The sequence below is a fragment of the Leifsonia sp. genome (genome assembly GCF_051955155.1).
Taxonomy (GTDB): Bacteria; Actinomycetota; Actinomycetes; order Actinomycetales; family Microbacteriaceae; genus Leifsonia.
This window is the reverse complement of sequence record NZ_JBQCGZ010000145.1, coordinates 1-26,648: the sequence shown is the minus strand read 5'-3', so window position 1 is coordinate 26,648 and position 26,648 is coordinate 1. Positions and strand designations below refer to the sequence as shown.

General features: G+C 72.1%; 24 protein-coding genes and 1 other RNA gene. 13 read left to right on the top strand and 12 right to left on the bottom strand.

The genetic code is table 11. The features are described 5' to 3' along the window. The coding region (locus ACTHMF_RS16185) for a bifunctional [glutamine synthetase] adenylyltransferase/[glutamine synthetase]-adenylyl-L-tyrosine phosphorylase (protein ID WP_440319006.1) at positions 1-3,065 on the bottom strand (3,065 nt) is incomplete at its 3' end. A 7-nt stretch (positions 3,066-3,072) separates the two neighbouring features. Continuing rightward, complete coding sequence (glnA, locus tag ACTHMF_RS16180) at positions 3,073-4,410, bottom strand: type I glutamate--ammonia ligase (RefSeq protein ID WP_314149021.1); 1,338 nt, start codon at positions 4,408-4,410, stop codon at positions 3,073-3,075. Positions 4,411-4,491: 81 nt separating this feature from the next. Here glnA and panB point away from each other — a divergent pair, with 81 nt between their 5' ends. Beyond that, positions 4,492-5,343 carry a 3-methyl-2-oxobutanoate hydroxymethyltransferase gene (gene panB, locus ACTHMF_RS16175; RefSeq protein ID WP_314149022.1) on the top strand — a complete coding sequence of 284 codons (852 nt, stop codon included), beginning with the start codon at positions 4,492-4,494 and terminating at the stop codon, positions 5,341-5,343. Between the two features lie 114 nt (positions 5,344-5,457). On the opposite strand, the gene ACTHMF_RS16170 is transcribed toward panB, so the two are convergent. Then, positions 5,458-5,667 (bottom strand): SPOR domain-containing protein, encoded by a 210-nt coding sequence (locus ACTHMF_RS16170; protein ID WP_314149023.1) that lies wholly within the window; start codon positions 5,665-5,667, stop codon positions 5,458-5,460. A 12-nt stretch (positions 5,668-5,679) separates the two neighbouring features. Between ACTHMF_RS16170 and map the strand changes: the two genes are divergently transcribed. The 8 genes from map to ACTHMF_RS16130 all read left to right on the top strand — a co-directional run bounded on the left by map (position 5,680) and on the right by ACTHMF_RS16130 (position 15,373). After that, a complete protein-coding gene (map, locus tag ACTHMF_RS16165; RefSeq protein WP_440319004.1) occupies positions 5,680-6,546 on the top strand; it encodes a type I methionyl aminopeptidase in 867 nt (288 codons plus the stop codon). A 60-nt stretch (positions 6,547-6,606) separates the two neighbouring features. Continuing rightward, the gene (gene ppgK, locus ACTHMF_RS16160) at positions 6,607-7,362 is read left to right on the top strand and encodes a polyphosphate--glucose phosphotransferase (protein ID WP_314149025.1); all 756 of its coding nucleotides are present in this window, start codon (positions 6,607-6,609) and stop codon (positions 7,360-7,362) included. Positions 7,363-7,585: 223 nt separating this feature from the next. Continuing rightward, positions 7,586-7,675: a potassium-transporting ATPase subunit F gene (locus tag ACTHMF_RS16155; protein ID WP_314149026.1), complete on the top strand. Its 90-nt coding sequence runs from the start codon at positions 7,586-7,588 to the stop codon at positions 7,673-7,675. Position 7,676: 1 nt separating this feature from the next. Further along, positions 7,677-9,323, top strand: a complete 1,647-nt coding sequence (gene kdpA, locus ACTHMF_RS16150; RefSeq protein ID WP_440319001.1) for a potassium-transporting ATPase subunit KdpA — start codon at positions 7,677-7,679, stop codon at positions 9,321-9,323. Between the two features lie 2 nt (positions 9,324-9,325). Then, positions 9,326-11,455 carry a potassium-transporting ATPase subunit KdpB gene (gene kdpB, locus ACTHMF_RS16145; RefSeq protein ID WP_440318999.1) on the top strand — a complete coding sequence of 710 codons (2,130 nt, stop codon included), beginning with the start codon at positions 9,326-9,328 and terminating at the stop codon, positions 11,453-11,455. A 20-nt stretch (positions 11,456-11,475) separates the two neighbouring features. Further along, positions 11,476-12,084 (top strand): potassium-transporting ATPase subunit KdpC, encoded by a 609-nt coding sequence (gene kdpC, locus ACTHMF_RS16140; RefSeq protein ID WP_440318997.1) that lies wholly within the window; start codon positions 11,476-11,478, stop codon positions 12,082-12,084. A gap of 35 nt (positions 12,085-12,119) precedes the next feature. Then, entirely contained in the window at positions 12,120-14,639 is a 2,520-nt protein-coding gene (locus tag ACTHMF_RS16135) for a DUF4118 domain-containing protein (protein WP_440318995.1), read from the top strand. After that, complete coding sequence (locus ACTHMF_RS16130) at positions 14,636-15,373, top strand: response regulator (protein ID WP_440318994.1); 738 nt, start codon at positions 14,636-14,638, stop codon at positions 15,371-15,373. Before ACTHMF_RS16135 ends, ACTHMF_RS16130 begins: the two co-directional genes overlap by 4 nt. Here the strand turns inward: ACTHMF_RS16130 and ACTHMF_RS16125 are convergent. The 5 genes from ACTHMF_RS16125 to ACTHMF_RS16105 all read right to left on the bottom strand — a co-directional run bounded on the left by ACTHMF_RS16125 (position 15,301) and on the right by ACTHMF_RS16105 (position 20,277). Next, positions 15,301-15,672, bottom strand: a complete 372-nt coding sequence (locus ACTHMF_RS16125; protein ID WP_440318993.1) for a hypothetical protein — start codon at positions 15,670-15,672, stop codon at positions 15,301-15,303. The genes ACTHMF_RS16130 and ACTHMF_RS16125 overlap by 73 nt on opposite strands. A 20-nt stretch (positions 15,673-15,692) precedes the next feature. Next, an RNA gene (gene rnpB, locus ACTHMF_RS16120) (RNase P RNA component class A) lies at positions 15,693-16,062 on the bottom strand. Positions 16,063-16,374: 312 nt separating this feature from the next. Beyond that, positions 16,375-17,109 carry a zinc ribbon domain-containing protein gene (locus ACTHMF_RS16115; RefSeq protein ID WP_314149654.1) on the bottom strand — a complete coding sequence of 245 codons (735 nt, stop codon included), beginning with the start codon at positions 17,107-17,109 and terminating at the stop codon, positions 16,375-16,377. A gap of 28 nt (positions 17,110-17,137) precedes the next feature. Next, positions 17,138-17,953 (bottom strand): Nif3-like dinuclear metal center hexameric protein, encoded by an 816-nt coding sequence (locus tag ACTHMF_RS16110; RefSeq protein WP_314149656.1) that lies wholly within the window; start codon positions 17,951-17,953, stop codon positions 17,138-17,140. A gap of 71 nt (positions 17,954-18,024) precedes the next feature. After that, positions 18,025-20,277 carry a purine-cytosine permease family protein gene (locus tag ACTHMF_RS16105; protein ID WP_440318991.1) on the bottom strand — a complete coding sequence of 751 codons (2,253 nt, stop codon included), beginning with the start codon at positions 20,275-20,277 and terminating at the stop codon, positions 18,025-18,027. Positions 20,278-20,351: 74 nt separating this feature from the next. Here ACTHMF_RS16105 and ACTHMF_RS16100 point away from each other — a divergent pair, with 74 nt between their 5' ends. Together ACTHMF_RS16100 and ACTHMF_RS16095 are read left to right on the top strand one after the other, a co-directional pair. Continuing rightward, complete coding sequence (locus ACTHMF_RS16100) at positions 20,352-21,161, top strand: thymidylate synthase (protein ID WP_440318989.1); 810 nt, start codon at positions 20,352-20,354, stop codon at positions 21,159-21,161. After that, the gene (locus tag ACTHMF_RS16095) at positions 21,158-21,637 is read left to right on the top strand and encodes a dihydrofolate reductase (RefSeq protein ID WP_440318988.1); all 480 of its coding nucleotides are present in this window, start codon (positions 21,158-21,160) and stop codon (positions 21,635-21,637) included. The genes ACTHMF_RS16100 and ACTHMF_RS16095 overlap by 4 nt, the downstream gene beginning before the upstream one ends. Here the strand turns inward: ACTHMF_RS16095 and ACTHMF_RS16090 are convergent. After that, complete coding sequence (locus ACTHMF_RS16090) at positions 21,630-22,274, bottom strand: DUF1345 domain-containing protein (protein ID WP_440318986.1); 645 nt, start codon at positions 22,272-22,274, stop codon at positions 21,630-21,632. The two genes, ACTHMF_RS16095 and ACTHMF_RS16090, sit on opposite strands and share 8 nt — an antisense overlap. Positions 22,275-22,335: 61 nt before the next feature. On the opposite strand from ACTHMF_RS16090, the gene ACTHMF_RS16085 reads away from it, so the two are divergent. Both ACTHMF_RS16085 and ACTHMF_RS16080 read left to right on the top strand, forming a co-directional pair. Further along, on the top strand, positions 22,336-23,622 hold the full coding sequence (locus ACTHMF_RS16085; RefSeq protein ID WP_440318984.1) for an aminotransferase class I/II-fold pyridoxal phosphate-dependent enzyme: 1,287 nt from the start codon (positions 22,336-22,338) through the stop codon (positions 23,620-23,622). 1 nt (position 23,623) lies between these two features. Continuing rightward, positions 23,624-24,124: a GNAT family N-acetyltransferase gene (locus ACTHMF_RS16080; RefSeq protein ID WP_440318983.1), complete on the top strand. Its 501-nt coding sequence runs from the start codon at positions 23,624-23,626 to the stop codon at positions 24,122-24,124. Between the two features lie 12 nt (positions 24,125-24,136). Here ACTHMF_RS16080 and dhaM read toward each other — a convergent pair whose 3' ends face one another. Genes dhaM through dhaK form a run of 3 tightly spaced genes read right to left on the bottom strand, consistent with a single transcriptional unit; the run spans position 24,137 to position 26,519 of the window. Next, the gene (gene dhaM / locus ACTHMF_RS16075) at positions 24,137-24,859 is read right to left on the bottom strand and encodes a dihydroxyacetone kinase phosphoryl donor subunit DhaM (protein WP_440318981.1); all 723 of its coding nucleotides are present in this window, start codon (positions 24,857-24,859) and stop codon (positions 24,137-24,139) included. Between the two features lie 9 nt (positions 24,860-24,868). Next, complete coding sequence (dhaL, locus tag ACTHMF_RS16070) at positions 24,869-25,501, bottom strand: dihydroxyacetone kinase subunit DhaL (RefSeq protein ID WP_440318979.1); 633 nt, start codon at positions 25,499-25,501, stop codon at positions 24,869-24,871. 16 nt (positions 25,502-25,517) lie between these two features. Then, the gene (gene dhaK, locus ACTHMF_RS16065; protein ID WP_314146434.1) at positions 25,518-26,519 is read right to left on the bottom strand and encodes a dihydroxyacetone kinase subunit DhaK; all 1,002 of its coding nucleotides are present in this window, start codon (positions 26,517-26,519) and stop codon (positions 25,518-25,520) included. Positions 26,520-26,648: the final 129 nt, after the last annotated feature.

Here is a 26,648-nt window from a genome sequence, read left to right as displayed (position 1 = left end):
GGGGGGGGGGGGGGCGGGGCGGGGGCGCCCCCCCCCCCGCCCCCCCCCGCCCCCCCCCCCCGGGGGGGGGCCCGGCCCCGGTGCGGTACGCCGTAGAACTCGCGCTCGAACACGGCGCGGGCGCGGCGGGTGACCGCCAGGTAGTCCTCCTCCAGCCGGCTCGCCGAGCCGGGCGGGTACTCCATCAGCCGGGCGACGCCGTCCAGCGCCACCCGGTCGGCGGGGAGCACGTCCGCCGTCTTGTCCGTCCAGAGCGTCATCGCCGAGCGGGCGCGGGAGGCGAACACCCACGCGTCGTGCAGCTTTGCCGCGTCCTCCGCGGAGACCAGGCCGTTCTCCGCCGCCACCGCGAGCGCGTCCAGCGTGGACGTCGTGCGCAGCGCCGGGATCGCCGCGGCGTGCTGCAGCTGGATGAGCTGCACGAACCACTCCACGTCGCTGAGCGACCCGCGGCCGAGCTTCAGGTGCCTGGCCGGGTCTGCGCCCTGCGGCAGCCGCTCGTTCTCCACGCGCGCCTTGATGCGCTTGACCTCGCGCACCTCCCGCTCGGCGATGGCGGACGGGTAGCGCACCTCGTCGGCGACGGCCTCGAAGTCCGCCAGCAGGGCGGGATCCCCGGCGACGCCGCGCGCACGCAGCAGCGCCTGCGCCTCCCAGGTGAGCGACCAGCGCCGGTAGTACGCGCGGTACGACTCCAGCGAGCGGACGGGCGTGCCGTTCTTGCCCTCGGGACGCAGCCCGATGTCGAGGTCGAGCGGCAGCCGGTTGTCCTCGGTGAGCCGGTTCAGCTCGGAGACGATCGCCAGCGCCGCGCTGTGCGCCGCCTCCGGCTCGGCGGCGAGCGGGCGGAAGACGTACATCACGTCGGCGTCGGAGCCGAAGCCGAGCTCGCGGCCGCCGAACCGGCCCATCCCGATGATCGCGAACTCCAGGTCGTCCGCGTCGCCCCTGGCCGCGCGGATCGCGGCGAGCACGCCGGTCAGCACGTTCTCGGTCACGGCGGTGAGCCCGTGCGCGAGCTCCTCGATGGTGCACAGGCCGAGGATGCCGCAGAACGCCAGCCGCAGCACCTCGCGCCGCCGGACCGTGCGGAGGGCGGCGGCCGCCGTGTCCACCGACTCGTGCCTGGCCAGGATCGCGGCGGTCTCCTCGCGCAGCAGCTGCGGCGATCGCGGCCGCAACTCGTCCTCCGACTCCAGCCACGCCACCGACTCCGGGATGCGGCCGAGCAGTTCGCCGGCGAACCGGGAGCCGGAGAGCACCCTGGTCAGCTTCTCCGCGGCCCCCGTGGAGTCCCGCAGCATCCGCAGGTACCAGTGCGTGGATCCCAGGTCCTCGCTGAGCCTCCGGAACGTCAGCAGCCCGTAGTCCGGGTCGGCGCCGTCGGCGAACCACTGCAGCATCACCGGGAGCAGGTGCCGCTGGATGGTCGCGCGCCGGGACACCCCGGCGGTGAGCGCGCCGATGTGGGTGAGCGCGCCGCGGGGGTCGCGGAAGCCGATCGCCGCGAGGCGGGCCTCCGCCTGCTCGCTGGTCAGCGCGAAGTCCTCGCTCGGCGTCGCCGCCACGGCGCTCAGCAGCGGCCGGTAGAAGAGCCGCTCGTGCAGCCCGCGCACGCGGTGCTTGATCTCGTTCCAGCGCGTCATCAGCGCGGGCGCGCTCGTGGCGAGGCCGGTCGCGCGCGCGAGCACGCGCACCTCCCCCTCGTCGCGCGGCATGATGTGGGTGCGCTGCAGGTGCAGCAGCTGGAGCCGGTGCTCCATCAGCCGCAGCGTGCGGTAGTCCTGCGCGAAGGTCGCCGCCTCCTCGCGGCCGATGTAGCCCTGCTCGGCCAGCGCGCGCAGCGCCGAGAGGGTGTCGCGCTGGCGCACCCGGTCGTCGGTCTGCCCGTGGACGAGCTGCAGCAGCTGGACCGTGAACTCGACGTCGCGCAGGCCGCCCGGCCCGAGCTTGAGCTGGTAGTGGACTTCGTCGTCCGGGATGTTGTCGGTGACGCGCTCGCGCATCCGCTGCACCGACTCCACGAAGTTCTCGCGGGACGCGCTGCTCCACACCTTCGGCGCGAGCGCGGCGACGTAGCGCTCGCCCAGGTCGCGGTCGCCCGCGAGCGGCCTGGCCTTCAGCAGCGCCTGGAACTCCCAGCCCTTCGCCCAGCGGTCGTAGTAGGCGATGTGGGAGTCGAGCGTTCGCACCAGCGCGCCGTCCTTGCCCTCCGGGCGCAGGTTCGGGTCCACCTCCCACAGGCCCGGCTCGATCGCCGGGTCGTGGATGCCGCGCTGGGTCAGCACCGCCAGCCGGGTCGCGATGTCCACCGCGCGGCCGGAGGAGACGCCGGCGTCGTCCGCGCCCTCGGTGACATAGATGACGTCGACGTCGCTGACGTAGTTGAGTTCGCGCGCGCCGGCCTTGCCCATCCCGATGATCGCGAACGGGGTCGCGCGCACCTCCGCCTCGGGGAACCGGCCGGGTCCGCTGCCGCTGGTCTGGCGGCGGGCGACGGCGAGCGAGGCCTCCAGCGCGGCGGCGGCGAGGTCGGAGAGGGCTGCGGCGACGGCGTCGAAGCCGGCCACCGGGTCCTCCTGCTCCAGGTCGAAGCTCGCGATCTGCACGAGCCGGCGGCGGTAGCGGACGCGCAGCGCGGTCCACGCCTCCTCCTCGACCACGCTCGCGAAGCCGTCGACGGCGCCGACCGCGTCCAGCAGGTCGGCGCGCAGCTCGTCGGCGCCGGGCAGGGCGGTGATCGGGTAGTCCAGGGCGGCGAGCTCGGCCGGCTGGCGGAGGAAGAACTCGGCGGCGCCCTCGGAGGCGCCGATCACCCGCAGCAGCCGGCGCGCGTCCTTGCGGGAGGGCACGTAGCGCGCGGTCTGCACCGGCGCGTGCCGCAGCAGCCGCAGCGCGAGGGCGAGCGCGTTGTCCGGGTCCGCCGCGGCGGACAGCGCGGGAAGCAGGTCGTCGACGGGGAAGCCGGTCAGCTCGGACAGCTCGCCGAGCTCGGACCGAACGGAGCTCAGCCCCACGAAACCGGCGCGCGCCAGGGCCGTGAGGGAGAGCTGCTCGCGGGTCACGTGCGTGTCAGAGGATCTCGAGATTCGTCCGGAGCTCGTACGGGGTGACCTGCGCCCGGTACTCGGCCCACTCCTTGCGCTTGTTCAGCAGGGCGTAGTTGAACACCTGCTCGCCCAGCGTCTCCGCGACCAGCTCCGAGTCCTCCATGAGCGAGATGGCGTGGTCGAGGCTGGCGGGCAGCTGGTTGTAGCCGAGGGCGCGGCGCTCGGCGTCGGAGAGCGCCCACACGTTGTCCTCCGCCTCCGGCGGCAGCTCGTACTGCTCCTCGATGCCCTTGAGGCCGGCGGCGAGCATCAGCGAGAACGCGAGGTACGGGTTCGCCGCCGAGTCGATCGCGCGGTACTCGACGCGCGAGCTCTGGCCCTTGTTCGGCTTGTAGAGCGGGACCCGGACGAGCGCGGAGCGGTTGTTGTGGCCCCAGCAGACGAAGCTGGGCGCCTCGTCGCCGCCCCACAGCCGCTTGTAGGAGTTGACGAACTGGTTGGTGACGGCCGTGATCTCCGGAGCGTGCTTGAGCAGGCCGGCGATGAACTGGCGGCCGATCTTGGAGAGCTGGTACTGCGCACCCGCCTCGAAGAACGCGTTGGTGTCGCCCTCGAACAGCGACATGTGGGTGTGCATGCCGGATCCCGGGTGGCCGGAGAGCGGCTTCGGCATGAACGTCGCGTAGACGCCCTGCTCGATCGCGACCTCCTTGACCACCGTGCGGAACGTCATGATGTTGTCCGCCGTCGTCAGCGCGTCCGCGTAGCGCAGGTCGATCTCGTTCTGGCCGGGCCCCGCCTCGTGGTGGCTGAACTCGACGGAGATGCCGAGGTCCTCCAGCATCCGCACGGAGCGGCGGCGGAAGTCGTGCGCCGTGCCGCCGGGGACGTTGTCGAAGTAGCCGGCAGAATCGACCGGCTCGGGTCCCTCCTCGCCGAACCGGGAGGACTTCAGCAGGTAGAACTCGATCTCCGGGTGCGTGTAGAAGGTGAAGCCGCGGTCGGCCGCCTTCTCGAGCGTGCGCTTGAGGACGTTGCGCGGGTCGGAGACCGACGGCTGGCCGTCCGGCGTCGTGATGTCGCAGAACATCCGCGCGGTCGGGTCGACCTCGCCCCGCCACGGCAAGATCTGGAACGTGGTGGGGTCGGGATGCGCGAGCAGGTCGGACTCGTAGGCGCGGGTCAGCCCCTCGATCGCCGAGCCGTCGAAGCCGAGGCCCTCGGTGAACGCGCCCTCGACCTCAGCCGGTGCGATCGCGACCGACTTGAGCGTGCCGACGACGTCGGTGAACCACAGCCTCACGAACTTGACGCCGCGTTCCTCGATCGTGCGAAGAACGAAGTCGCGCTGCTTGTCCATCCTGCCCCTTTCGTCAGCCTCTCCAGACTAGTGGTTCGCGGGGCCGGGGACCCCGTGCGGCACGTCACTAGACTGAGGCGCATGACTGAGCAGTCCCCCGTGCCGTCCGTCCACCCCGAGACCTCGTCGATGCAGTCTCTGAAGCGGGTGCGGACCCGTCACTTCCAGGCCGCCAAGGAGGAGGGGGCGCCGTTCACCGGGCTGACCAGCTACGACATGCTGACGGCCCAGATCTTCGACGAGGCCGGCATCGACTTCCTGCTCGTCGGCGACTCCGCCGGCAACAACGTGCTCGGTTACGACACGACGCTGCCGGTGACGGTGGACGAGCTCATCCCGCTCACGCGCGCGGTCGCGAAGGCGGTCAAGCGCGCGTTCGTGGTGGCCGACATGCCGTTCGGCTCGTACGAGACCGGCGCCCAGGAGGCGCTGCACACGGCGGTCCGGTTCATGAAGGAGACCGGCGCGCACGCGGTCAAGCTGGAGGGCGGCGAGCGCAGCGCCAAGCAGATCCGACGCATCGTCGACGCCGGCATCCCGGTGATGGCGCACATCGGCTTCACCCCGCAGAGCGAGCACGGTCTCGGCGGCCACCTGGTGCAGGGCCGCGGCGCCGGAGCCGAGCAGATCCTCGCCGACGCGCACGCGGTCGAGGACGCCGGCGCGTTCGCGGTCGTGATGGAGATGGTGCCGGCGGACGTCGCGAAGCGCGTCACCGAGGAGCTGCGCATCCCGACGATCGGCGTCGGGGCCGGCCCGCACACCGACGGCCAGCTGCTGGTCTGGACCGACTGGGCGGGCCTCAGCACGGGACGCATCCCGCGCTTCGTCAAGCAGTACGCGGACCTGAAAGGCGTGCTGGCCGAGGCGGCGCGCAGCTACAAGGCCGACGTGCAGTCCGGCTCGTTCCCCACCGCCGACCACAGCTTCTGAGCTCCGCGCTCGCGGCTGCATATTTGCGCCAAATGCCGCTTCCGCGCGCCGCTGAACCGCTATTCGGCACACATCTCCGAATCTGCCGCGACGCGGGACCCGTCGCGCAGGGGGCTAGCGGTCCTCCGCGGCGTCCTCTTCTGCCCACTTGGCGCTGTTCTCGCGCAGCTTCTCGAGGGCGTGCTCGGCCTCGGCGCGGGTGTCGAACGGCCCGACGCGGTCGGGAGCGGGCGAGACGAAGCCCTGCTCCACCTGGCCGGTCTTCATGTTGTACCAGAACTTGTGTTCGGCGTTCTGCTCGATGCCGTAGTTGTCGCCGGTCATAAGCTTGATCCTATGCCCAAGGATTCCGCCGGTCACCTGGTCCCCGGCCGCATCAGCGCGATGCGGCCCGTCCCGTCCCGCATCCGCAGGCCGGAGTACGTCGGCAAGCCGGGGCCGGCCGCCTACACGGCGGGAGACGTGTACACGCTGGAGGAAATCGCGCACATCCGCGAGTCCGGCCGCATCGCCGCCCGCGCCATCGAGCGCGTCGGCGAGGCCGTGCGCCCCGGCGTCACCACCGAGGAGCTGGACGCGATCGGGCACGAGTTCCTGATCGAGCACGAGGCCTACCCCTCCACGCTCGGCTACCGCGGCTACCCCAAGTCGATCTGCAGCTCCGTCAACGAGGTCGTCTGCCACGGCATCCCGGACGACACGGTGCTGGAGGACGGCGACATCGTCAACATCGACATCACCGCCTATAAGAACGGCTTCCACGGCGACAGCAACCAGACCTTCGTGGTCGGCACGGCCTCCGAGGAGGTCGAGCTGCTGGTCGAGCGCACGCGCGAGTCCCTGAACCGCGGCATCAAGGCGGTCGCGCCCGGCCGCCAGGTCAACGTCATCGGGCGGGCCATCGAGTCCTACGCCAAGCGCTTCGGCTACGGCGTCGTGCGCGACTTCACCGGGCACGGCGTCGGCCGCGCCTTCCACAGCGGGCTGATCATCCCGCACTACGACGCCGCCCCGCAGTACGACGACGTGATGGAGGTCGGGATGGTGTTCACCATCGAGCCGATGCTCACGCTCGGCACGCACGAGTGGGAGATGTGGGACGACGACTGGACCGTCGTCACGCGCGACCGCAGCATCACGGCCCAGTTCGAGCACACCATCGTCGTCACCGAGCGCGGCGCGGAGATCCTGACCCTGCCGTGACCGGCGAGGTGTTCATCCCGCTCGCGACCCCCGGCGCCGCCGCAGGGTAGATTCGTGGGCATGAGCGGTCAGAAGCACGCAATCGGCATCGACATCGGCGGAACCGGCATCAAGGGGGCGCTGGTCGACCTGGACAGCGGCGAGCTGGTCAGCGACAGGGTCAAGCTGCCGACGCCGGACGGCGGGAAGCCGGACGACATCGTCGAGACCACCAAGACGATCGTCGACCAGCTCGCGGCGGAGGAGCCGGACGCCCCCGTCGGCGTCTGCTTCCCCGCGATCGTCAGCCACGGCGTCACCCTGTCCGCCGCGAACGTGTCGAAGAAGTGGATCGGGCTGCACGCAGAGGAGCTCTTCGAGAAGGCGCTCGGCCGCGACATCCACTTCGTCAACGACGCCGACGCCGCCGGTTATGCGGAGACCCGCTTCGGCGCGGCGAAGGACCGCGACGGCCTCGTGATCATGACCACTCTGGGCACGGGCATCGGCTCCGCACTCATCTACGACGGCGTCCTCATCCCGAACGCCGAGCTCGGCCACCTGGAGATCGACGGCCACGACGCGGAGTCCCGCGCCGCGTACTCCGCGAAGGAGCGCGAGGACATGTCGTGGGAGAAGTGGGCCAAGCGCCTGCAGAAGTACTACTCGACCCTCGAGTTCCTGTTCACGCCCGACCTCTTCATCGTCGGCGGCGGCGTGTCCAAGAACTACCAGGAGTTCCTGCCGCTGCTGGACCTGAAGACCGAGATCGTGCCCGCCGTGCACCGCAACAACGCGGGCATCCTAGGCGCGGCCGCGCTCGCGGCGAAGGGCTGATCCCGGCGCCGTCAGCAACCCGTTAGGGATGCGACAACGCCCGTTAGGGATGCGTTAGGAGCGCGGATCCCGGTCCCTCACGGGTGTGGACTCTCTTCTGCCGCGGCCGGCCGGCCGCGGCGTGTCGAAAGATGGAGAGAGTCGTGCTTGATCTCGTCTACCTTCTCGCCGTCGCAGCGCTGGCGTTCCTCGTCGCGCTCGTCGGCCGGGGGGTCGAGAAGCTGTGATCGTCGTCACCGTGATCGCCGCCGCCCTGGGCGTCGCCGCGATCGCCTACCTCGTCGTCGCCCTCGTGAAGCCGGAGCGGTTCTGAGATGGGCGTGTGGCTGTTCGTCGCCCAGCTGGCGACGCTCGTGCTGCTGCTCGCGATCGCGTACCGCCCGCTTGGCGACTACATGGCGCGCGTCTTCACGACGCGGAAGGACCTCGCGCCCGAGCGCGGCGTGTACCGCCTGATCGGTATCGACCCGCGGGCGGAGCAGTCCTGGCCCGCCTACCTGCGCGGCGTCCTGGCGTTCTCCGTCCTCGGCGTCCTGCTCGTCTACGCGCTGCAGCGCCTGCAGCAGTTCCTGCCGTACGCGCTCGGCCTGCCCGCCGTGCCGGAGGGGACGGCGTTCAATACCGCCATCTCCTTCGTCACCAACACGAACTGGCAGTCCTACTCCCCCGAGCAGACGATGGGCTACACCGTGCAGGCCGCCGGTCTCGCCGTGCAGAACTTCGTGTCCGCCGCCGTCGGCATCGCGGTCGCGATCGCGCTGGTCCGCGGCTTCGCGTCGCGGTCGACCGGCACCATCGGAAACTTCTGGGTGGACCTGCTGCGGGCGATCGTGCGCATCCTGCTCCCGCTCTCGCTGCTCGCCGCGGTCGTGCTGATCGCCGGCGGCGCCATCCAGAACCTCGCGGCCCCCGAGCACGTGCAGACGATCGCCGGCGCCACGCAGTCCATCCCCGGCGGCCCCGTCGCCTCGCAGGAGGCGATCAAGCTGCTCGGCACCAACGGCGGCGGCTTCTTCAACGCCAACTCCGCGCACCCGTTCGAGAACCCGACCGCGTGGACGAACCTCGTCGAGGTGCTCCTGATGCTGCTCATCCCGTTCTCGCTCCCCCGCACGTTCGGGACGATGGTCGGCGACAAGCGCCAGGGCTACGCGATCCTCGGCACGATGGGGCTGCTGTTCCTCGTCTCGCTGATCGCGATGACCGCCTTCGAGGCGAGCGCCGGGACGATGGAGGGCAAGGAGACGGTCTTCGGCATCCTCGGCTCGACGCTGTTCGACACCACGAGCACCACCACCTCCACCGGCGCCGTGAACTCCATGCTCGACAGCTACAGCCCGCTCGGCGGGATGATGGCGATGATCAACATGATGCTCGGCGAGATCGTGCCGGGCGGCGTCGGCTCCGGCCTGTACGGCATCCTCGTGATCGCCGTCATCGCGGTCTTCATCGCGGGCCTCATGGTCGGGCGCACGCCGGAGTACCTGGGCAAGAAGCTCGGCCCGCGCGAGATCAAGCTGGCCAGCCTCTACATCCTCACCACGCCGGCGCTCGTGCTGATCGGCACCGGGCTGAGCTTCGCCGTCCCGGCGATCCGGGCGGACGTGGAGAAGACGTCCATCCTGAACCCCGGCCTGCACGGCTTCAGCGAGGTGCTCTACGCGTTCACGTCCGCCGCCAACAACAATGGCTCCGCGTTCGCCGGCCTCACCGCCAGCACGCCGTGGTTCAACACCGCGCTCGGCGTCGCGATGTTCCTCGGCCGCTTCCTGCCGATCGTGTTCGTGCTCGCGCTGGCCGGGTCGCTCGCCCAGCAGGGCACCGTCCCCGCGACCGCAGGGACGCTGCCGACGCACCGCCCGCAGTTCGTCGGGCTCCTCAGCGGGACGATCGTCCTGGTGTCCGCACTCACCTACTTCCCCGTTCTCGCGCTGGGCCCCCTGGCGGAAGGACTGAACTGACCATGACAACAGCAACCAGCACCCGTACCGGCCACCCGTCGACGCCCGCAGGGGCGTTCTCCGGGCGCCAGCTGATCGCCGCGCTCCCCGGGGCGCTGCGCAAGCTCGATCCGCGCCAGATGTGGCGCAACCCCGTGATGTTCATCGTCGAAGTGGGAGCAGCGCTCACCACCCTCGTCGCGCTGGCCCAGCCCTTCCTCGGCGCCGGCGGCACGGGACCGGCGACGCTGGCGTTCACCTGGAGCATCGCCGTCTGGCTGTGGCTGACCGTCGTCTTCGCGAACCTCGCGGAGTCGGTCGCCGAGGGCAGGGGCAAGGCGCAGGCCGCCACCCTGCGGGCGACCCGCTCCACCACGGTCGCCACGCGCGTCACCGGTTACGACGGCGCGAGCGACCCGGACGCGCTGCACGCCGGCGTCGAGCAGGTCGCGTCGAGCGAGCTGCGCCTGGACGACGTCGTGATCGTCGTCGCCGGCGAGCTCATCCCGGGCGACGGCGACGTCATCCACGGCATCGCGACCGTGGACGAGTCGGCGATCACGGGCGAGTCCGCACCGGTCGTCCGCGAGTCGGGAGGCGACCGCAGCGCCGTCACCGGCGGGACGCGTGTGCTCTCCGATCGCATCGTGGTGCGGATCACGAGCAAGCCGGGCGAGACCTTCGTCGACAGGATGATCCGGCTGGTGGAGGGCGCCGCCCGGCAGAAGACGCCGAACGAGATCGCCCTCAACATCCTGCTGGCCAGCCTCTCGATCATCTTCGTGATCGTCGTGCTGGTGCTGCAGCCGGTTGCCGGCTACTCGGACGCCTCGCCGACGGTCCCCGTGCTCGTCGCCCTGCTGGTCTGCCTGATCCCCACCACCATCGGCGCGCTCATCTCCGCCATCGGCATCGCCGGGATGGACCGCCTGGTGCAGCACAACGTGCTCGCCATGTCCGGCCGCGCGGTGGAGGCGGCGGGCGACGTGACGACGCTCCTGCTCGACAAGACGGGGACGATCACCTACGGCAACCGGCGCGCCAGCGAGTTCACGACGGTCGACGGGACCGATGCCGACGTGCTCGTCCGCGCCGCCGCCCTCTCCTCGCTCAGCGACCCGACGCCCGAGGGCGTGTCCGTCGTCGAGCTCGCCGAGACGCTCGGCTACGTGAGGCCGGCGAGCGTGGACGCCGAGATCGTGCCGTTCACGGCCCAGACCAGGATGAGCGGGCTCGACCTGCCGGACGGATCCCAGGTGCGCAAGGGCGCGGCGAGCGCCGTGGTCTCCTGGGTGCGCGAGTCCACGCCGCCGTCCGCCGCGGTGCTCCGCGAGCTGGACGACGAGGTGGAGCGCATCTCCCAGGTCGGCGGCACCCCGCTCGCCGTCGCGACGCGCACCGCCGACGGCCGTGCGCAGCTCCTCGGCGTCGTCTACCTCAAGGACATCGTCAAGGAGGGCCTGGCCGAGCGCTTCGCCGACCTGCGCAGGATGGGAATCCGCACCGTCATGGTCACCGGCGACAACCCGCTCCCCGCCCGGGCGATCGCGGCAGAGGCCGGCGTGGACGACTTCCTCGCCGAGGCGAAGCCGGAGGACAAGCTGGAGCTCATCCGGCGCGAGCAGCAGGGCGGCGCCCTGGTCGCGATGACCGGCGACGGGACGAACGACGCGCCGGCCCTGGCGCAGGCGGACGTCGGCGTCGCGATGAACACCGGCACATCGGCCGCGAAGGAGGCCGGCAACATGGTCGACCTCGACTCCGACCCGACCAAACTGATCGACATCGTCCGCATCGGCAAGCAGCTGCTGATCACACGTGGCGCGCTCACCACGTTCTCGATCGCGAACGACGTGGCGAAGTACTTCGCGATCATCCCCGCGATGTTCGTCGGGGCGTTCCCCGGTCTGGCCGCGCTGAACGTGATGGGCCTGCACTCGCCGGCCTCGGCGATCCTCTCTGCGGTGATCTTCAACGCGATCGTCATCGTGCTGCTCATCCCGCTCGCCCTGCGCGGCGTGCGGTACCGGCCGGTCGCCGCCTCCGCCCTGCTCAGCCGCAACCTGCTGATCTACGGCCTCGGCGGCATCATCGCCCCCTTCATCGGGATCAAGCTGATCGACCTCGTCGTCGCCCTCATCCCCGGATTCTGACCGAAAGCGAGTCACACACCATGAATCGGCTCCGCGGCGCCTGGCGCCACTACTGGGTCGCCCTGCGCGCCCTGCTCGTCCTCACCGTCGTCCTCGGCGTCGGCTACACCGGCGTCGTCACCGGCATCGGCCAGCTGGCCCTTCCCGCGCAAGCGGACGGCTCCCTCCTCACCGCGGACGGCCGCACCGTCGGGTCCGCCCTCATCGGCCAGAGCTTCACGGACGCGAAGGGGAACGCGCTTCCGCAGTGGTTCCAGTCCCGTCCGTCCGCGGCCGGCGACGGCTACGACGGCTCCGCCTCCTCCGGGAGCAACCTCGCGGCGGGCAACCCGGCGCAGGTGACGGCCGTGAAGGAGCGCACCGCGGCGATCGAGGACCTGGACGGCGTGACGGCCGCGCAGATCCCCGGCGACGCGGTCACCGCCTCCGGCTCCGGCCTCGACCCGCACATCTCCCCCGCATACGCCCTGCTGCAGGTGAAGCGCGTTGCCGACGCGCGCGGGCTGCCGGAGGACACCGTGCGGAAACTCGTCGAGTCTAGGATTCAGGGACGGGACCTCGGCTACCTCGGGGACCCGACCGTGAACGTGCTCCAGCTGAACCTCGCGCTGGCGCAGCTGACGAAGTGACGCAGAGCCCGATGATCGAGAGGGACGAGTAGACGATGCCCCGTGGCCGCCTGCGGGTGATGCTCGGCGCCGCGCCCGGCGTCGGCAAGACCTACGCGATGCTCGAAGAGGGCAAGCGCCTGGCCGGGCTCGGCAAGGACGTGGTGGTCGCGGTCGTGGAGACCCACGGCCGCGCCGCAACGGCCGCCATGCTGGAGGGCCTGGAGGTGGTCCCCCGGCGCGCCGTCGAGCATCGCGGGGTGGAGCTCAGCGAGCTGGACCTGGACGCCGTGCTGGCCAGGGCGCCGCAGCTCGCGCTCGTCGACGAGCTCGCCCACACCAACGCGCCCGGTCTGGAGCACGAGAAGCGCTGGGAGGACGTGGAGGCGATGCTCGCCGCCGGCATCGACGTGATGTCCACCGTCAACATCCAGCACATCGAGTCGCTGAACGACGTGGTCGAGCAGATCACCGGCGTCCAGCAGCGCGAGACCATCCCGGACGCGGTCCTGCGCAGGGCCGACCAGATCGAGGTGGTCGACCTGGCCCCGCAGGCGCTGCGCGACCGGCTCTCCGAGGGCGTCGTGTACCCGGCCGCCCGGGTGGATGCTGCGCTCTCGAACTACTTCCGCCTCGGCAACCTGACGGCGCTGCGCGAGCTGGCGCTGCTCTGGCTCGCCGACGAGGTCGACAGCGCCCTGCAGCGCTACCGCGCCGAGCACGGCATCGCCGGCAAGTGGGAGGCGCGCGAGCGCGTCGTCGTCGCGCTCACCGGCGGCCCGGAGGGCGAGACGCTGCTGCGCCGCGGCGCACGGAGCGCCGCCCGGGCCGCCGGCGGCGAGCTGCTCGCCGTGCACGTCACCAGCCAGGACGGGCTGCGCGAGGCGACGCCGGGCGCGCTGGCCGCGCAGCGCGCGCTCGTGGACCAGCTCGGCGGCAGCTACCACCAGGTGGTCGGCAGCGACATCCCGCGCGCGCTGGTCGAGTTCGCCCGCGGCGAGAACGCGACGCAGCTGGTCATCGGCGTCTCAAGGCGCAGCCGCCTCGCCGCGTTCCTGACCGGCCCTGGCATCGGCTCGACCGTGATCCGCGAGTCCGGCGACATCGACGTCCACATCGTCTCGCACGCGCGCGCGGGCGGCCGGTTCTCGCTTCCGCGGCCGAAGGGCGGCCTGACGGTCCGGCGCCGGGTGTACGGCTTCGTCCTCGCGCTGATCGGCGGCCCGCTGCTGACCCTGCTGCTGGTGAACCTGCGCTCGGCGGAGTCGATGACCGCCGACGTGCTCAGCTACCAGCTGCTCGTCGTGGTCGTCGCCCTCGTCGGCGGCATCTGGCCTGCGCTGTTCGCCGCGCTGCTGTCCGGGGTCACCCTGGACTTCTTCTTCGTCGAGCCGCTCTACACCATCACGATCTCGCAGCCCCTGCATCTGATCGCCCTGCTGCTCTACCTCGTGATCGCCGCCCTGGTGAGCGTCGTCGTGGACCAGGCGGCCCGCCGCACGCGCGCCGCGCAGCGCGCCGCCGCCGAGGCGGAGCTGCTCGCGACGGTCGCCGGCGGCGTGATCCGCGGCGAGGACGCACTGCAGGCGCTGGTCACCCGCACCAGGGAGGCGTTCGGGCTGAGCGGCGTCCGCCTGCTGGACGGCGACGAGATCGTCTCCACGGACGGCGAGCCCGCCGACGAGGAGCACACCCAGCGCATCCGGGTCGGCACCCGCGGCTCGCTCGAGCTCTCCGGACGCGACCTGGAGGCCGGCGACCGGCGCCTGCTGGCCGCGATCGTCGCCCAGCTGGACGCCGCGCTGGAGCACCGCGACCTCACCGCAACGGCGAGCGAGCTCGGCCCGCTCGCGGAGGCCGACCGGGTGCGCAGCGCCCTGCTCGCGGCCGTCGGCCACGACCTGCGCCGCCCGCTCGCCGCCGCGACCGCCGCGGTGACGACGCTGCGGCAGCGGGACCTCGCGCTTAGCGAGGAGGATCGCGAGTCGCTCCTGGAGACGGCCGAGGACAGCCTCGGCGGCCTCGCCTCCCTGGTGACGAACCTGCTCGACGTGAGCCGGGTGGAGGCAGGCGTGCTCGCCGTCTCGCTGGCGCCGACGGAGCTGGACGACGTCGTGCCTCCCGCGCTCGACGAGCTCGGCCTCGGTCCGGCGGACGTGGAGCTGGACATCGCGGAGGGCCTGCCGCCGCTCCTCGCCGACGGCGTGCTGCTGCAGCGCGTGCTGGTCAACCTGCTCGGCAACGCGCTGCGGTTCTCCCCCGCCGACCGCCGCCCCGTGATCGCCGCGAGCGAGTTCGGCGGCTCGGTGCAGCTGCGCGTGATCGACCACGGCCCCGGCATCCCCGGCGAGCGCAGGGAGGCCGTGTTCGTCCCCTTCCAGCGGCTCGGCGACACCGACAACGACACCGGTATCGGGCTCGGTCTCGCGCTCTCCAAGGGCTTCGTCGAGGGCATGGGAGGGACGCTGGAGGCCGAGGACACCCCGGGCGGCGGCCTCACGATGGTGGTCGCCCTTCCGGCGGCGACCGGGCCGCAGGCCGGGCAGCGGACGACGGAGGACGGGCGGAGCGCATGAGGATCCTGATCGCCGACGACGACCAGCAGATCCTGCGCGCGCTGCGCATCCTGCTCGCCGCCCGCGGCTACGAGGTGCTGACCGCGCGCACTGGCGCCGAGGCGCTCTCGGTCGCCGTCGAGCACCACCCTGACCTGGTGATGCTCGACCTGGGGATGCCCGAGCTGAACGGCATCGAGGTGATCGAGGGCCTGCGCGGCTGGTCGTCCGTGCCCATTCTGGTCGTCTCCGGCCGCACCGGCTCGGCGGACAAGGTGGACGCGCTGGACGCCGGCGCCGACGACTACGTCACCAAGCCGTTCGCCGCCGACGAGCTGCTCGCCCGCATCCGCGCGCTGACCCGCCGGCAGACCGGCTCCGCGGACGAGCCGGTCGTGCGCTTCGGCGACGTGACCGTCGACCTGTCCGCGCGCCAGGTGACCAGGCACGGCCCCGACGGCGACGCGTCGGTGCGGCTCACGCCGACCGAGTGGGCCATCCTGGAGGTGCTGGTGCGGAACCCGCGCCGGCTGGTGACGCGCCAGGCGCTGCTGACCCAGGTGTGGGGCCCGCAGTACACGAGCGACACCGGCTACCTCCGGCTGTACCTCGCGCAGCTGCGCAAGAAGCTGGAGCCGGTGCCGTCGCGGCCGCGCTACCTGCTGACCGAGCCGGGGATGGGTTACCGGTTCTCGCCGGACGCGGGCGCGGAGGACGCCGGGGCGGACGACGCGGGCACGGCCGACGAGCGCTGAGCGGGCGTCCCCAGCTCCCCGAGCGCGCGCAGCGTCCGCGCGCCGAGCAGGGTGATCAGCACGGCGAGCGCGATCGCGACCGACAGCGCGACCATCCAGTACAGGAGGTTCGCGATGGACAGCCGGAATACCTCGTCGGTGCTTCCGACGCTCATCCAGAGCTCCGGGGAGGGCACGAGCACCGGGCACACCCACAGCACGCCGAAGCACAGCCCGTAGCCCAGCGCCACGAGCGAGAGCACGCACGCGGTGAGCAGCGACGCCCTTGCCGCGACCGCTGCGGTGCGCTCCTGGTCCACGTCCCCCCTACTCGTTTCGGGGAATGGGCCGGCTGTTACGCCGGGTTCTGTCACGACGCTCGCGCGTCGCGGACGGCCATCTCTCTCGGGACGACGTTGCCGCCGCCCTCTAGCGGTCTACCCGGAGACTCGGCGAGCAACCTCATCGTCTCCTGTCTGACCTTGCTCCGGGCGAGGTTTACCGAGCCGACCGGGTCACCCCGGCCGCTGGTGGTCTCTTACACCACCGTTTCACCCTTACCGCGGGCCGAAGCCTGCGGCGGTCTGCTTTCTGTTGCACTGTCTCGCGGGTTGCCCCGGGTGGGTGTTACCCACCGCCCTGCTCTGTGGAGCCCGGACGTTCCTCGGCGGCCCGCTCTCGCGGACCGACGCGACCGTCTTGCCGACCCATTCCGTAGGCAACCCTAGCGCAGCCCGCCGCGTCGCCTCTGGGAGCCTCCCGGACGACGCCCGGCAGGGCCCTCACACACGCACTCGTCCAGCCCCACACGTGGCACAAATGTCGCCACGTCACGCGCCCAGCCGCTCATTTGGCGCAAATGTCGCGACGTCACGCGCCCAGCCGCACATTTGGCACAAATGTCGCCACGTCACGCGCCCAGCCGCACATTTGGCGCAAATGTCGCCACGTCACGCGCCCAGCCCCACATGTGGCGCAAATGTCGCGACGTCAGCCGGCCGGCGCGCGGGACGGCGAGCGCGTCAGAGGCCGGAGTCCTCGCCGCGGACCAGGATGGCGCTGCTGTCCGGGCAGAGCACGACGTCGTCCGGGGCCGCGCGCCGGATCTCCGCGAGGTCGGACTCGGTGAGCTTGACGTTCGAGCCGAGCGAGACGCCGTACTGCAGCTTCGCGGCGCCGAGACCGTACCGCGACCGCTGCCGCTCGTACAGCTCGACGAGGTCGGTCGGCAGGGCGCCGGCGATGGTCGCGCGGTCCCGGGCGAGCGACTCGCGCTGGGCGGCGATCTTCGCCACCTCCTCCTCGCGGGCGGACTCCAGAGCGCCGACCTTCGCGTCCAGCTCGGTGCGCTCCGCCTCCACCGCGGCGAGCGCGGACTCGAGGCCTTCCACGCGCTCCATCACGGTCAGCTCGATCTCCTCGAGGTCGTCGCGGCGCTTGGCGAGCGAGGCGAGCTCCGCCTCCAGCGCCTGCACGTCCTTCATGGAGGCGGTCTGCTGCACGCGGTCGTTGTCGCGCTTCATGCGCGCCTCGACCAGCGCGACGTCCGACTCCACGCGGCCGAGCTCGGCGCGGGCGTCCTCCAGCTCGCCGGTGGCGGCGATCCAGCGGGCGCGCAGCGCCTCCACCTGCGGCTGCAGCGCCGCGAGCTCCGCGGCCTGCGGGAGGGTGCGGACGGCGTGGTCGAGCTGGCCGAGGCGCGTGTCCGCCGCCTGCAGGCGCAGCAGCTCGTTCTGGTCGGTGGGGCTGGCTTTCACAGTGCTCTGCTCTCTTTGTGCGTGTCGGTCATTGCAGGATCGCGAAATCCCACGGGTCGGTGCGCAGCTCGCTGATCTCCACCTCGACGCCGGGGAGCGCCTCTCTCAGCTGCCGGGCCGCGGTCTCCAACCACAGCCATTCGCTGGCCCAGTGCGAGACGTCCAGGAGCGCGGGACCGCCGCCGAGGACGGCCTGCTCGCGCGCCTCCGACGCCGGGTGGTGGCGCAGGTCCGCGGTGATGTAGACGTCGGCGTCGCGCACGGCGTCGGAGCCGAGGAGCGAGTCGCCCGCTCCTCCGCACACCGCGACCCTGGACACCGGCTGGTGGTAGTCGCCCGCCGCTCGCACGCCGCCCGCGGTGGGCGGCAGCAGGTCGGCGAGCACCCGGGCGAGCGCGCCGAGGGTGGTCGGCTCGGGAAGCGTGCCGACCCGTCCGATCCCGGTGACGCCGTCCGCCGCCGGGGCGATCGGCGTCGTGCCGGCGAGCCCGAGCTTCGCGGCGAGCACGGCGCTCGTGCCCTCCGCGACGACGTCGGCGTTGGTGTGCGCGGCGATCAGCGCGCAGTCGTTGCGGATCAGCTTCGCCAGCAGCGCGCCCTTGTAGCGGTCCTCGGCGACCGTCGTCACCCCGCGCAGCAGCAGCGGGTGGTGCGCGATCAACAGGTCGGTCTTGGTCTCGACCGCCTCGTCGACGGTGGCCGCGACCGCATCGACGGCGAGCAGGATGCGCTCGACGGGAGCGTCCGGAGCGCCGGAGAGCAGCCCGGGCGCGTCCCAGCCCTCGGCGCCGGCGAGCGGCCAGAGGGTCTCGACGGTCTCGCGGACGGAGCGGAGGGAGGTCACGCAGAGAGCCTAATTGAGCCGCCGTCTTTCCGCGCTCCCGTTCCACCTGGCGCGCGCGTCCCGGCGGGCGCTCACACCGTCGCGCGCTCCTGGCGGCGCACGGCGGGGATGCCCGTGAGCATCGGCGTGACGAGGCCGAGCACGAGGGCGAGCGCGACCCCGATGTTGCTCGCGCCGATCCCTGCGTGCGGGTCGACGCCGATCAGGCGGAACAGGTAGCCCTCCCAGGACAGCCACGGCAACGGCGAGCTGACCAGGCCGAGGCCGATGACCGTCGCGACGACGAGCATCGCCAGGTTCGGCCAGCGCCAGTCCGGATACACGCCGCCGCGGCGCAGCAGCGACGGCTGGTGGAACCGCCGGGTGCGCAGCATCATCTCGCCGGCGAACAGCCCCGCCCAGGCCGCGACGGGCACGGACAGGGCGGTCGGGACGCCGCGGATCACCGCGTCCAGCTGGTCGACGGTCGCCGCGAGCACGAACCCGCTCGCCGCGATCACGGCCGCGACGGCGATGGTGCTCCACCGCCTGCCCATCCGCACGCCGAGCGCGTCGAGCGTGAAACCCGCCGAGTAGATCGTCAGCACCAGCGCGGAGACCAGGCTCAGCCCGACGGCGAGGAGCAGCGGGATGGAGTACCACGCCGGCAGGCCGAGCCGCTCCAGCGCGCCGACGGGGTCGCCCGCCAGCGCGTCGGAGACGCCCGGGTTGGAGGCGGCCAGCAGGCCGCCGTACGAGACGAGGACGAAGGGCGGGACCCCCGCGCCGAACGTCGCCCACAGCATCCCGGCCGCCCCCGACGAGCGCGGGCGCTGGTAGCGGGCGACCTCCGCGCTGCTCATCGCCCAGGCCAGCCCCAGGTAGCTGAAGACGAGCACGGCGCCGGTGACGACGTGCGTCCACAGCGCGTCGGGGAAGGCCAGCGCGAGGCCGAGGTCGACGTGCTGCCAGGTGACCATGATCATCACGGCGATGAGGACCGCCGACGCGATGGTCAGCACCAGCTGGACGCGCGCGACGAGACCGTAGCCGAAGTAGGCGACCGCGCCCGCCGCCAGGATGGTGACAGCGAGCGCGAGCATCGTCGGCGCCGCCGGCCCGCTCGACCAGCCCTGCGCCGTCGAGAGCGAACCCGCGGCCGACCCGGCCAGCCAGAGCAGCACCGCTCCCCAGAACAGCTTCACGACCAGGGCGAGCACGGTCGGGACGACGTTGCCGCGCAGCCCGAACACCGCCCGGGAGACCACCATCGTCGGCTGACCGCTCCACTTGCCGGCGAGCGTGCCGAGTCCCAGCGGCAGGAAGGAGAGCCCGACACCGAACAGCGTGGCGACCAGCAGCTGCCGCAGGCTCAGCCCGAGCTCGAACAGCGTCGCGCCGACGCCGACGCTGATGAGGGACGACGTGCCGGCGAACCACAGCCAGAACAGCCGGGACGCGCGGCCGACCCTGCGCTCCAACGGCGTCGGTTCCAGGTCGACGGCCTCCGGCACGAACGCGGGCGGTCCGGACGACGTGCGCCGGGTCGGCCCGGCCGCGACCACTGCGGCGGCCTCCCGAGCGCGCGGCGTCGCGGTCGGCGCGGAGGCGGCGGAGGCGGCCGGGCGCACGTCGTCCGCACCGTCGGCGGCATCGGCATCGGCCTCGGCGGGCTCGGGCGGCTCGTCCGCAGGCCCGGGGTCGTGGCTCGCGACCGGCTCGGCGATGGCGAGCACCGGGACGAGAGGCGGAGCGGGCAGCTCGGTCACGAGCGGGACCGGCTGGGAGTCTCGCGGGGCGTACTCGGCGGGGACCAGGCCGAGCGGCTCGGCGCGGGACGGAGTGACGGGCTCGCGGGTCGGCGCCGGCTCCGGCACGGGTTCGGCCGCAGGCTCCGGCTCCGCCTTCGGCGCCGGGGGCGCCGGAGCGGCCGCGCCGACCCACGCGCTGTAGGTCGGAAGCGGGCCCGCCGGATCCCGCGGCACCGGCAGGTCGTCGAAGCTGATCAGCTGCGTCGGCGGCCCGACCCAGTCGTCCTCCTCGTCTTCCGGTTCTTCCGAAGCGCGCTCCGGCTCCCCCGCCCCGACGACCGGGATGGCCGAGGTCGCCGCGCGCGCCTCCAGCACGGTCTGCAGGTGGTCGATCGCCGCGAGCGTGTCGTGCGAGTCGAGGTCGGCGCCGACCAGCGCCGCCACCTCGTCGTCGGTCAGCGCCGCCGCGTCCGGGCTCACGACCGTCGGTCCCGCCATGATCGGGATCGCGGAGGTGATGGCGGCGACCTGCTCCTCCAGCGCGCTGGCGAGCTCGTCGTCGTCGTGCCGTTCGCCGTCGTCAGCCCGCTCCATACCGAGACTCTACGACCGGCCGCACCCGCGGGTCAGGGGGGCAATCGCGCTCCGCGCGAAGTACCATCGACTCGATGAGCACGCCGATCCCGACCCCGTACGAAGACCTGCTGCGCGACGTCCTCGCCACCGGCAGCCACAAGTCCGACCGCACGGGGACGGGCACGCGCAGCGTGTTCGGCCGGCAGCTGCGGTTCGACCTCGCAGACGGCTTCCCGCTGATCACCACCAAGCGGGTGCACTTCAAGTCGATCGCCTACGAGCTGCTCTGGTTCCTGCGCGGCGAGAGCAACGTCGGCTGGCTGCGCGAGAACGGCGTGACCATCTGGGACGAGTGGGCGGACGAGCGCGGAGAGCTCGGCCCGGTCTACGGCGTCCAGTGGCGCTCCTGGCCCGCCCCCGACGGCACGCACATCGACCAGATCCAGCAGGTGATCGACACCCTGCGGACGAACCCCGACTCGCGCCGGATCATCGTCTCGGCGTGGAACGTCGCCGACATCCCGGACATGGCGCTCGCGCCCTGCCACGCGTTCTTCCAGTTCTACGTCGCCGACGGAAAGCTCTCCTGCCAGCTCTACCAGCGCAGCGCGGACATGTTCCTCGGCGTCCCGTTCAACATCGCCAGCTACGCGCTGCTGACCCTCATGGTCGCGCAGCAGGTCGGGCTGCAGCCCGGCGAGTTCGTCTGGACCGGCGGCGACTGCCACATCTACGACAACCACGTCGAGCAGGTGACGGAGCAGCTCACGCGCGACCCGTTCCCCGCGCCCCGGCTGCGCTTCGCACGGAAGCCGGAGAGCATCTTCGACTACCGCTACGAGGACTTCGTGGTCGAGGACTACCAGCACCACCCGGCGATCCGCGCGGCCGTCGCGGTATGACCATCGCGCTGATCTGGGCGCAGGCCAACGAGCGCGTCATCGGCACCGGCGGCACGATGCCCTGGCACCTGCCGGAGGATCTGCGGCACTTCCGCGAGCTCACGGACGGCGACCCGGTGATCATGGGACGCCGCACCTGGGAGTCGCTGCCCGAGCGCTTCCGCCCCCTGCCGGGGCGCGAGAACGTCGTCGTCACCCGGCAGGCCGGCTTCGACGCGCCTGGCGCGACCGTCGTGCACACGCTCGAAGACGCGCTGGCCGGGCGCGGCGACGGCACGGTCTGGATCATGGGCGGCGCCGAGCTCTACCGCCAGACGCTGGCCATCGCCGACCGGGTGGAGGTCACCGAGATCGACCTCGACGTCGACGGCGACACGATCGCCCCCGAGCTCGGCGACGGCTGGACGGCGAACGCCGGCGACTGGCAGGACGCCGCGAACGGGATGCGCTACCGCTTCGTCCGCTACCTCAGGTGAGGCCGGCGACCAGGTTCACGGTCGCCGCGATGATGACGGTCCCGAACAGGTAGGACAGCAGCGTGTGCCGCAGGATCGCCCGGCGGATGTACGAGCTCGTGATGTTCGTGTCGGAGACCTGGAACGTCATCCCGAGCGTGAACGCGAGGTAGGCGAAGTCGCTGTACTGCGGCGGCTCGTCCTGGTTGAAGTCGACCCCGCCGTCGCTGCGGTAGTACATCCGGGCGTAGCGCAGCATGTAGAGGGTGTGCACGAGCAGCCAGGACAGCGCGACGCTGACGATCCCGAGCAGCGCGACGCCGAGCTGGGCGCCGCCCTTCAGCTGCCGCGCGTCCACCAGGTTGTAGACGACGGCGAGCACCCCGGCGAGCGCGGCCAGCAGAAGCACCAAGTCGGCGATCCGGCGACCGGGGTCTTCCAGCGTCGCGTGGCTGCGCGTCGCATCGGCGTCCAGCCCCCACACCTTCACCCACACCCAGACGATGTACACGATGCACGCGGCCGCCCAGCCGGCGATCGCGGCGTAGTGCCACGCATCGGCGAGGCCGACGGCGAGCCCGACGACCACTCCCGCCGCCAGCGCGACGTACATCCTCGTCTGGGACCTGCCACGGCCCTTCTCCAGTTCGTCGGTCACACTCGGGATGTTCGCACAGCGCGACCGAGCGGCACGGCCAGCGCGCCGGTACGATCGGAACGTGACCTCCGCCGCTGCCCCCCTCACCGACCTCGACACCGAAGCGCTCCGCGCCGCACACGCCGACTTCGCCCGCGCCTACGACGAGCTGAAGGCCGCCGGCCTCGCCCTCGACATCACGCGTGGCAAGCCGTCGGCCGAGCAGCTGGACCTCTCCAACGCGCTGCTCGACCTGCCGGACGGGTACCGCGACGCCGCGGGCACCGACCTGCGCAACTACGGCGGCCCGAACGGCCTGCCGGAGCTCCGGTCGATCTTCGCCGACGCTCTGCGGGTGCCGGTGCCGCAGCTGCTCGCGCTCGGCAACTCCAGCCTCACGATCATGCACGACACCATCGCCCAGGCGCTGCTGCACGGCGTGCCGGGCGGCGAGCTGCCGTGGGCGAACCAGCCGGTGAGCTTCCTCGCCCCGGTGCCCGGCTACGACAGGCACTTCACCATCTGCGAGCGCTTCGGCATCCGGATGATCCCGGTGCCGATGAACGAGGACGGCCCGGACATCGAGACCGTGCGCACACTGCTCGCCACCGACGACAGCATCAAGGGCATGTGGTGCGTGCCGGTCTACTCGAACCCGAGCGGCGCCGTCTACAGCGAGGAGGTCGTGCGCGCGCTCGTCTCGCTGCCGGCCGCCGACGACTTCCGGCTGTTCTGGGACAACGCCTACGCCGTCCACCACCTGAGCGACGAGCGTCCGGAGCCGATCGACGTGCTCGCCATCGCCGCGGAGGCGGGCAACCCGGACCGCCCGCTGATCTTCGCGTCCACCTCCAAGGTCACCTTCCCCGGCGCCGGCGTCGCGTTCATCGGCGGCTCGGAGGCGAACATCGCCTGGTTCCAGCACAACTCCGCCGCCCAGAGCATCGGGCCGGACAAGCTCAACCAGCTGCGCCACGCGCAGTTCCTGAAGGACGAGGCCGGACTGACCGCGCACATGGAGAAGCACCGCGCGATCATCGAGCCGAAGTTCGCCGCCGTCGACGCGGCCTTCCGCGACCGGCTGGCGCCGTGGGGCGCCGGCAGCTGGAACGCGCCGAAGGGCGGCTACTTCGTCAGCCTGGACGTGCTGGACGGCTGCGCGAAGCGCGCGGTGCAGCTCGCGAAGGAGGCGGGCATCGCCGTCACCCCCGCCGGTGCGACGTTCCCGTACGGCGAGGACCCGCGCGACGCGAACATCCGCATCGCGCCGACGTTCCCGCCCCTGGACGAGCTGACGACCGCCCTGGACGGCCTGTGCACGGCCATCCTGCTCGCCGAGTCGGAGGCGCTGCTGGCCGAGCGGAACTGACGTGACCGCCTGGGTCGTCCGGCCGAGCGTCGAGTCGGACTGGGTGGCGTACCGCGCGCTCCGGCTGGAGATGCTCGAGGACACCCCGCTGGCGTTCCTGGAGACCCTGGAAACCGCCAGGAGGCACCCGGAGGAGCACTGGCGGCGCCGCGCGGGCAACACATCGGAATCCAGCCGGCTGTTCGCCGCGGTGGACGACGACGGCCGCTGGCTGGGCACGATGGGCGGCTTTCACGCCTCGGGCTCGCCCGACCCGCACCTCGTCGGCGTGTACGTCACGCCGGCGTTCCGCGGGCGCGAGCACGGGATGGCGGACGCGCTGCTGGAGGCGGTCGTCGCGTGGGCGCGCCCGCGCTCCGGCCGGCTTCTGCTGGAAGTCCACGAGCACAACGCGGCCGCCATCCGCTACTACCAGCGGCACGGCTTCGCCTTCACCGGCCGCACCCAGCCCTACCCGCTCGACCGCAGCACCCTCGAGCGCGAAATGGCCGTCGCCCTCTAGCCGTCCCCTCGGTCAGACCTCGCCGAAGCCCGTCTCGACCAGGTCGGCGAGGGCGTCGACCGCCTGCGCTCCCCCGTCCTCCTCGGACGCGATGGAGGCGGTGGAGCCGGCGACCAGGCCGAGCGACATGACGCCCAGCAGACTCTTTGCGTCCTTGCCGTTGACCGTCACCTTCACCGGGAACGTGTTCGCGAGCTTCACGAACTCGGCCGCCGGGCGGGCGTGCAGCCCCTGCGGGTTGCGCACCAGCACCTCCCGCGCGTAGCCGCCTCCCGCCGTGGCCGGCTCTGCCGCCTGCGCCGACGGGGCGGGCGCCTCCGCCGTCGCGGCCGGCTCCGCCCCTCTCCACGTCGCACGCGCGCCCTCGACGGCCGCAGCGACGCCGGCGAGGTCGGCGCCGGTCTCCGCGGCGACCGCCGCGGCGATCCCGCCCTCCACGTACGGCCCGTCGACGACGCGCACGCGCTCGCGCTCCTCGTCCGGCAGCATGTCGAGCACGGTCTCCGCCGTCAGCAGCGCCGAGCCGAGGTCGCTCACAACGACGACCCCCGCGCCCGCGTCCGCCTCGCCGACCGCCGCCATCACCTTGGCGAAGCTCGTCCCGATCCCGTCGTCGTCCGTCCCGCCCGCGGCGATCAGCCGCACCGACGGCGCCATCTGACCCGCCAGCGCGACGGCACCCGCCGCGAGCTGCGTGCTGTGCGAGACGAAGACGATCCCGACCTTCTCAGCCATCCGCGTCCCTCACTCCGCCGCACCGGCGGCGGCGCGCAGGATGAGCGCCGTGGACTGCGCGCCGGGATCCCGGTGGCCGGCCGAGCGCTCGCCCAGGTAGCTGGCCCGGCCCTTCCTCGCCACCAGCGGCTCGGTCGCGACCGCGCCCGCCTCCGCGGCGGACGCCGCAGCGTCCAGGATGCGCGCGGGCGGCTCCCCCGCGGCGAGTGCGGCAGACGCCGCCTCCACCGCGGGGGTCCAGGCGTCGACCATGGTCTTGTCGCCCGGCTCCGCCTTGCCGCGGGACACGATGCCGTCGCGCGCCGCCGTGAGCATCGCCACGAGCGCGTCGCCGTCGATCTCCGCACGGTCGCCGACAGGTTCCGCCGCCTTCAGGAAGGCGGTCCCGTAGAGCGGCCCAGACGCGCCGCCGACCGTCGAGATGAGGGTCATCGCCACGGAGCGCAGCGCGGCGTTCGGCGTCGCGCCGTCCGGGAGCTTGGCGAGGGCGTCGACGGAGGACCGCATGCCGCGGTCCATGTTCTCGCCGTGGTCGCCGTCGCCGATCTCCCTGTCCAGGGTGTTCAGCTCCTGCTTGTGCTCGCCCACCGCATCAGCGGCGGCCGAGATCCAGGACGTGACCCAGTTCGTGTCCAGCGTCATCGACGCATCCTCTCTTCTACAGGCCCCAGCGCAGGGCGGCGGTGTGCACGGGAGCGTCCCACAGCGCGGTCAGCTCGTCGTCCAGCTTGAGCACCGAGATCGACGCGCCCTGCATCTCCAGCGAGGTGACGTAGTTGCCGACGAGCGAGCGCCCGAGGGCGATGCCGCGCTCGTCGAGGATCTCGGCGGCGCGCCGGAACAGGATGTACAGCTCGGACAGCGGGGTTCCGCCCATCCCGTTCACGAACAGCAGCACGGTGTCGCCGGAGGAGAACGGCAGGTCCGTGAGGATCGCCTCCATCATCCGGTCGACCAGGCGGTCGGCGGGCTCGATCTTGATCCGCTCCCGGCCCGGCTCGCCGTGGATGCCGACGCCGAACTCGATCTCGTCCTCCGGGAGCACGAAGCCGGGCTCCCCAGCGTGCGGGACGGTCCCGTCCGTCAGCGCGAGCCCGATCGAGCGGACGTTCGCGTTGACCTTCTCCGCGACCGCCGTGACCGCGTCCAGGTCGTCGCCGCGCTCGGCCGCCGCCCCGGCGATCTTCTCGACGAGCACGGTGCCGGCAACGCCGCGCCGGCCCGCCGTGTACAGCGAGTCCTGGACCGCGACGTCGTCGTTGGTCACGACGGCCTTGACCGTGATGCCCTCCGCCCCGACCAGATCGGCCGCTGTCTCGAAGTTGAGCACGTCGCCCGTGTAGTTCTTGACGATGTGGAGCACGCCTGCGCCGCCGTCCGCGGCCTTCGTCGCCTCGACGATCGGCATCGGCGTCGGCGAGGTGAACACCTCGCCCGGCACCGCGGCGTCCAGCATGCCCGTGCCGACGAACCCGGCGTGGAGCGGCTCGTGACCGCTGCCGCCGCCGCTGACCAGGCCGACCTTGCCGCGTACAGGGCCGCCGGCCCTGGAGACGAAGCGCGGGTCCTGGGACACCTGAACGATGTCCGCGTGAGCTCGGCCGAAGCCCGCGAGGGACTCCGCCACGACGTCGGGTACGTCGTTGATGAGCTTCTTCATCGAAACCCTTCCTTCCACTGCTGTCAGTGCGTCGCCGACACCCATTCGTCGAGCTTCGAGGCGGCCGCCCCGGAGTCGATGGCCTGGGCGGCGACCGCCATTTGCGAACGGAACCGATCCAGGATGGAC

Excerpts from the sequence above, each read along its gene's own strand:
- glnA (WP_314149021.1), bottom strand. The coding sequence starts at position 4,410 with ATGGACAAGCAGCGCGACTTCGTTCTTCGCACGATCGAGGAACGCGGC.
- panB (WP_314149022.1), top strand. The coding sequence starts at position 4,492 with ATGACTGAGCAGTCCCCCGTGCCGTCCGTCCACCCCGAGACCTCGTCG.
- ACTHMF_RS16170 (WP_314149023.1), bottom strand. The coding sequence starts at position 5,667 with ATGACCGGCGACAACTACGGCATCGAGCAGAACGCCGAACACAAGTTC.
- map (WP_440319004.1), top strand. The coding sequence starts at position 5,680 with ATGCCCAAGGATTCCGCCGGTCACCTGGTCCCCGGCCGCATCAGCGCG.
- ppgK (WP_314149025.1), top strand. The coding sequence starts at position 6,607 with ATGAGCGGTCAGAAGCACGCAATCGGCATCGACATCGGCGGAACCGGC.
- kdpA (WP_440319001.1), top strand. The coding sequence starts at position 7,677 with ATGGGCGTGTGGCTGTTCGTCGCCCAGCTGGCGACGCTCGTGCTGCTG.
- kdpB (WP_440318999.1), top strand. The coding sequence starts at position 9,326 with ATGACAACAGCAACCAGCACCCGTACCGGCCACCCGTCGACGCCCGCA.
- kdpC (WP_440318997.1), top strand. The coding sequence starts at position 11,476 with ATGAATCGGCTCCGCGGCGCCTGGCGCCACTACTGGGTCGCCCTGCGC.
- ACTHMF_RS16135 (WP_440318995.1), top strand. The coding sequence starts at position 12,120 with ATGCCCCGTGGCCGCCTGCGGGTGATGCTCGGCGCCGCGCCCGGCGTC.
- ACTHMF_RS16130 (WP_440318994.1), top strand. The coding sequence starts at position 14,636 with ATGAGGATCCTGATCGCCGACGACGACCAGCAGATCCTGCGCGCGCTG.
- ACTHMF_RS16105 (WP_440318991.1), bottom strand. The coding sequence starts at position 20,277 with ATGGAGCGGGCTGACGACGGCGAACGGCACGACGACGACGAGCTCGCC.
- ACTHMF_RS16100 (WP_440318989.1), top strand. The coding sequence starts at position 20,352 with ATGAGCACGCCGATCCCGACCCCGTACGAAGACCTGCTGCGCGACGTC.
- ACTHMF_RS16095 (WP_440318988.1), top strand. The coding sequence starts at position 21,158 with ATGACCATCGCGCTGATCTGGGCGCAGGCCAACGAGCGCGTCATCGGC.
- dhaM (WP_440318981.1), bottom strand. The coding sequence starts at position 24,859 with ATGGCTGAGAAGGTCGGGATCGTCTTCGTCTCGCACAGCACGCAGCTC.
- dhaL (WP_440318979.1), bottom strand. The coding sequence starts at position 25,501 with ATGACGCTGGACACGAACTGGGTCACGTCCTGGATCTCGGCCGCCGCT.
- dhaK (WP_314146434.1), bottom strand. The coding sequence starts at position 26,519 with ATGAAGAAGCTCATCAACGACGTACCCGACGTCGTGGCGGAGTCCCTC.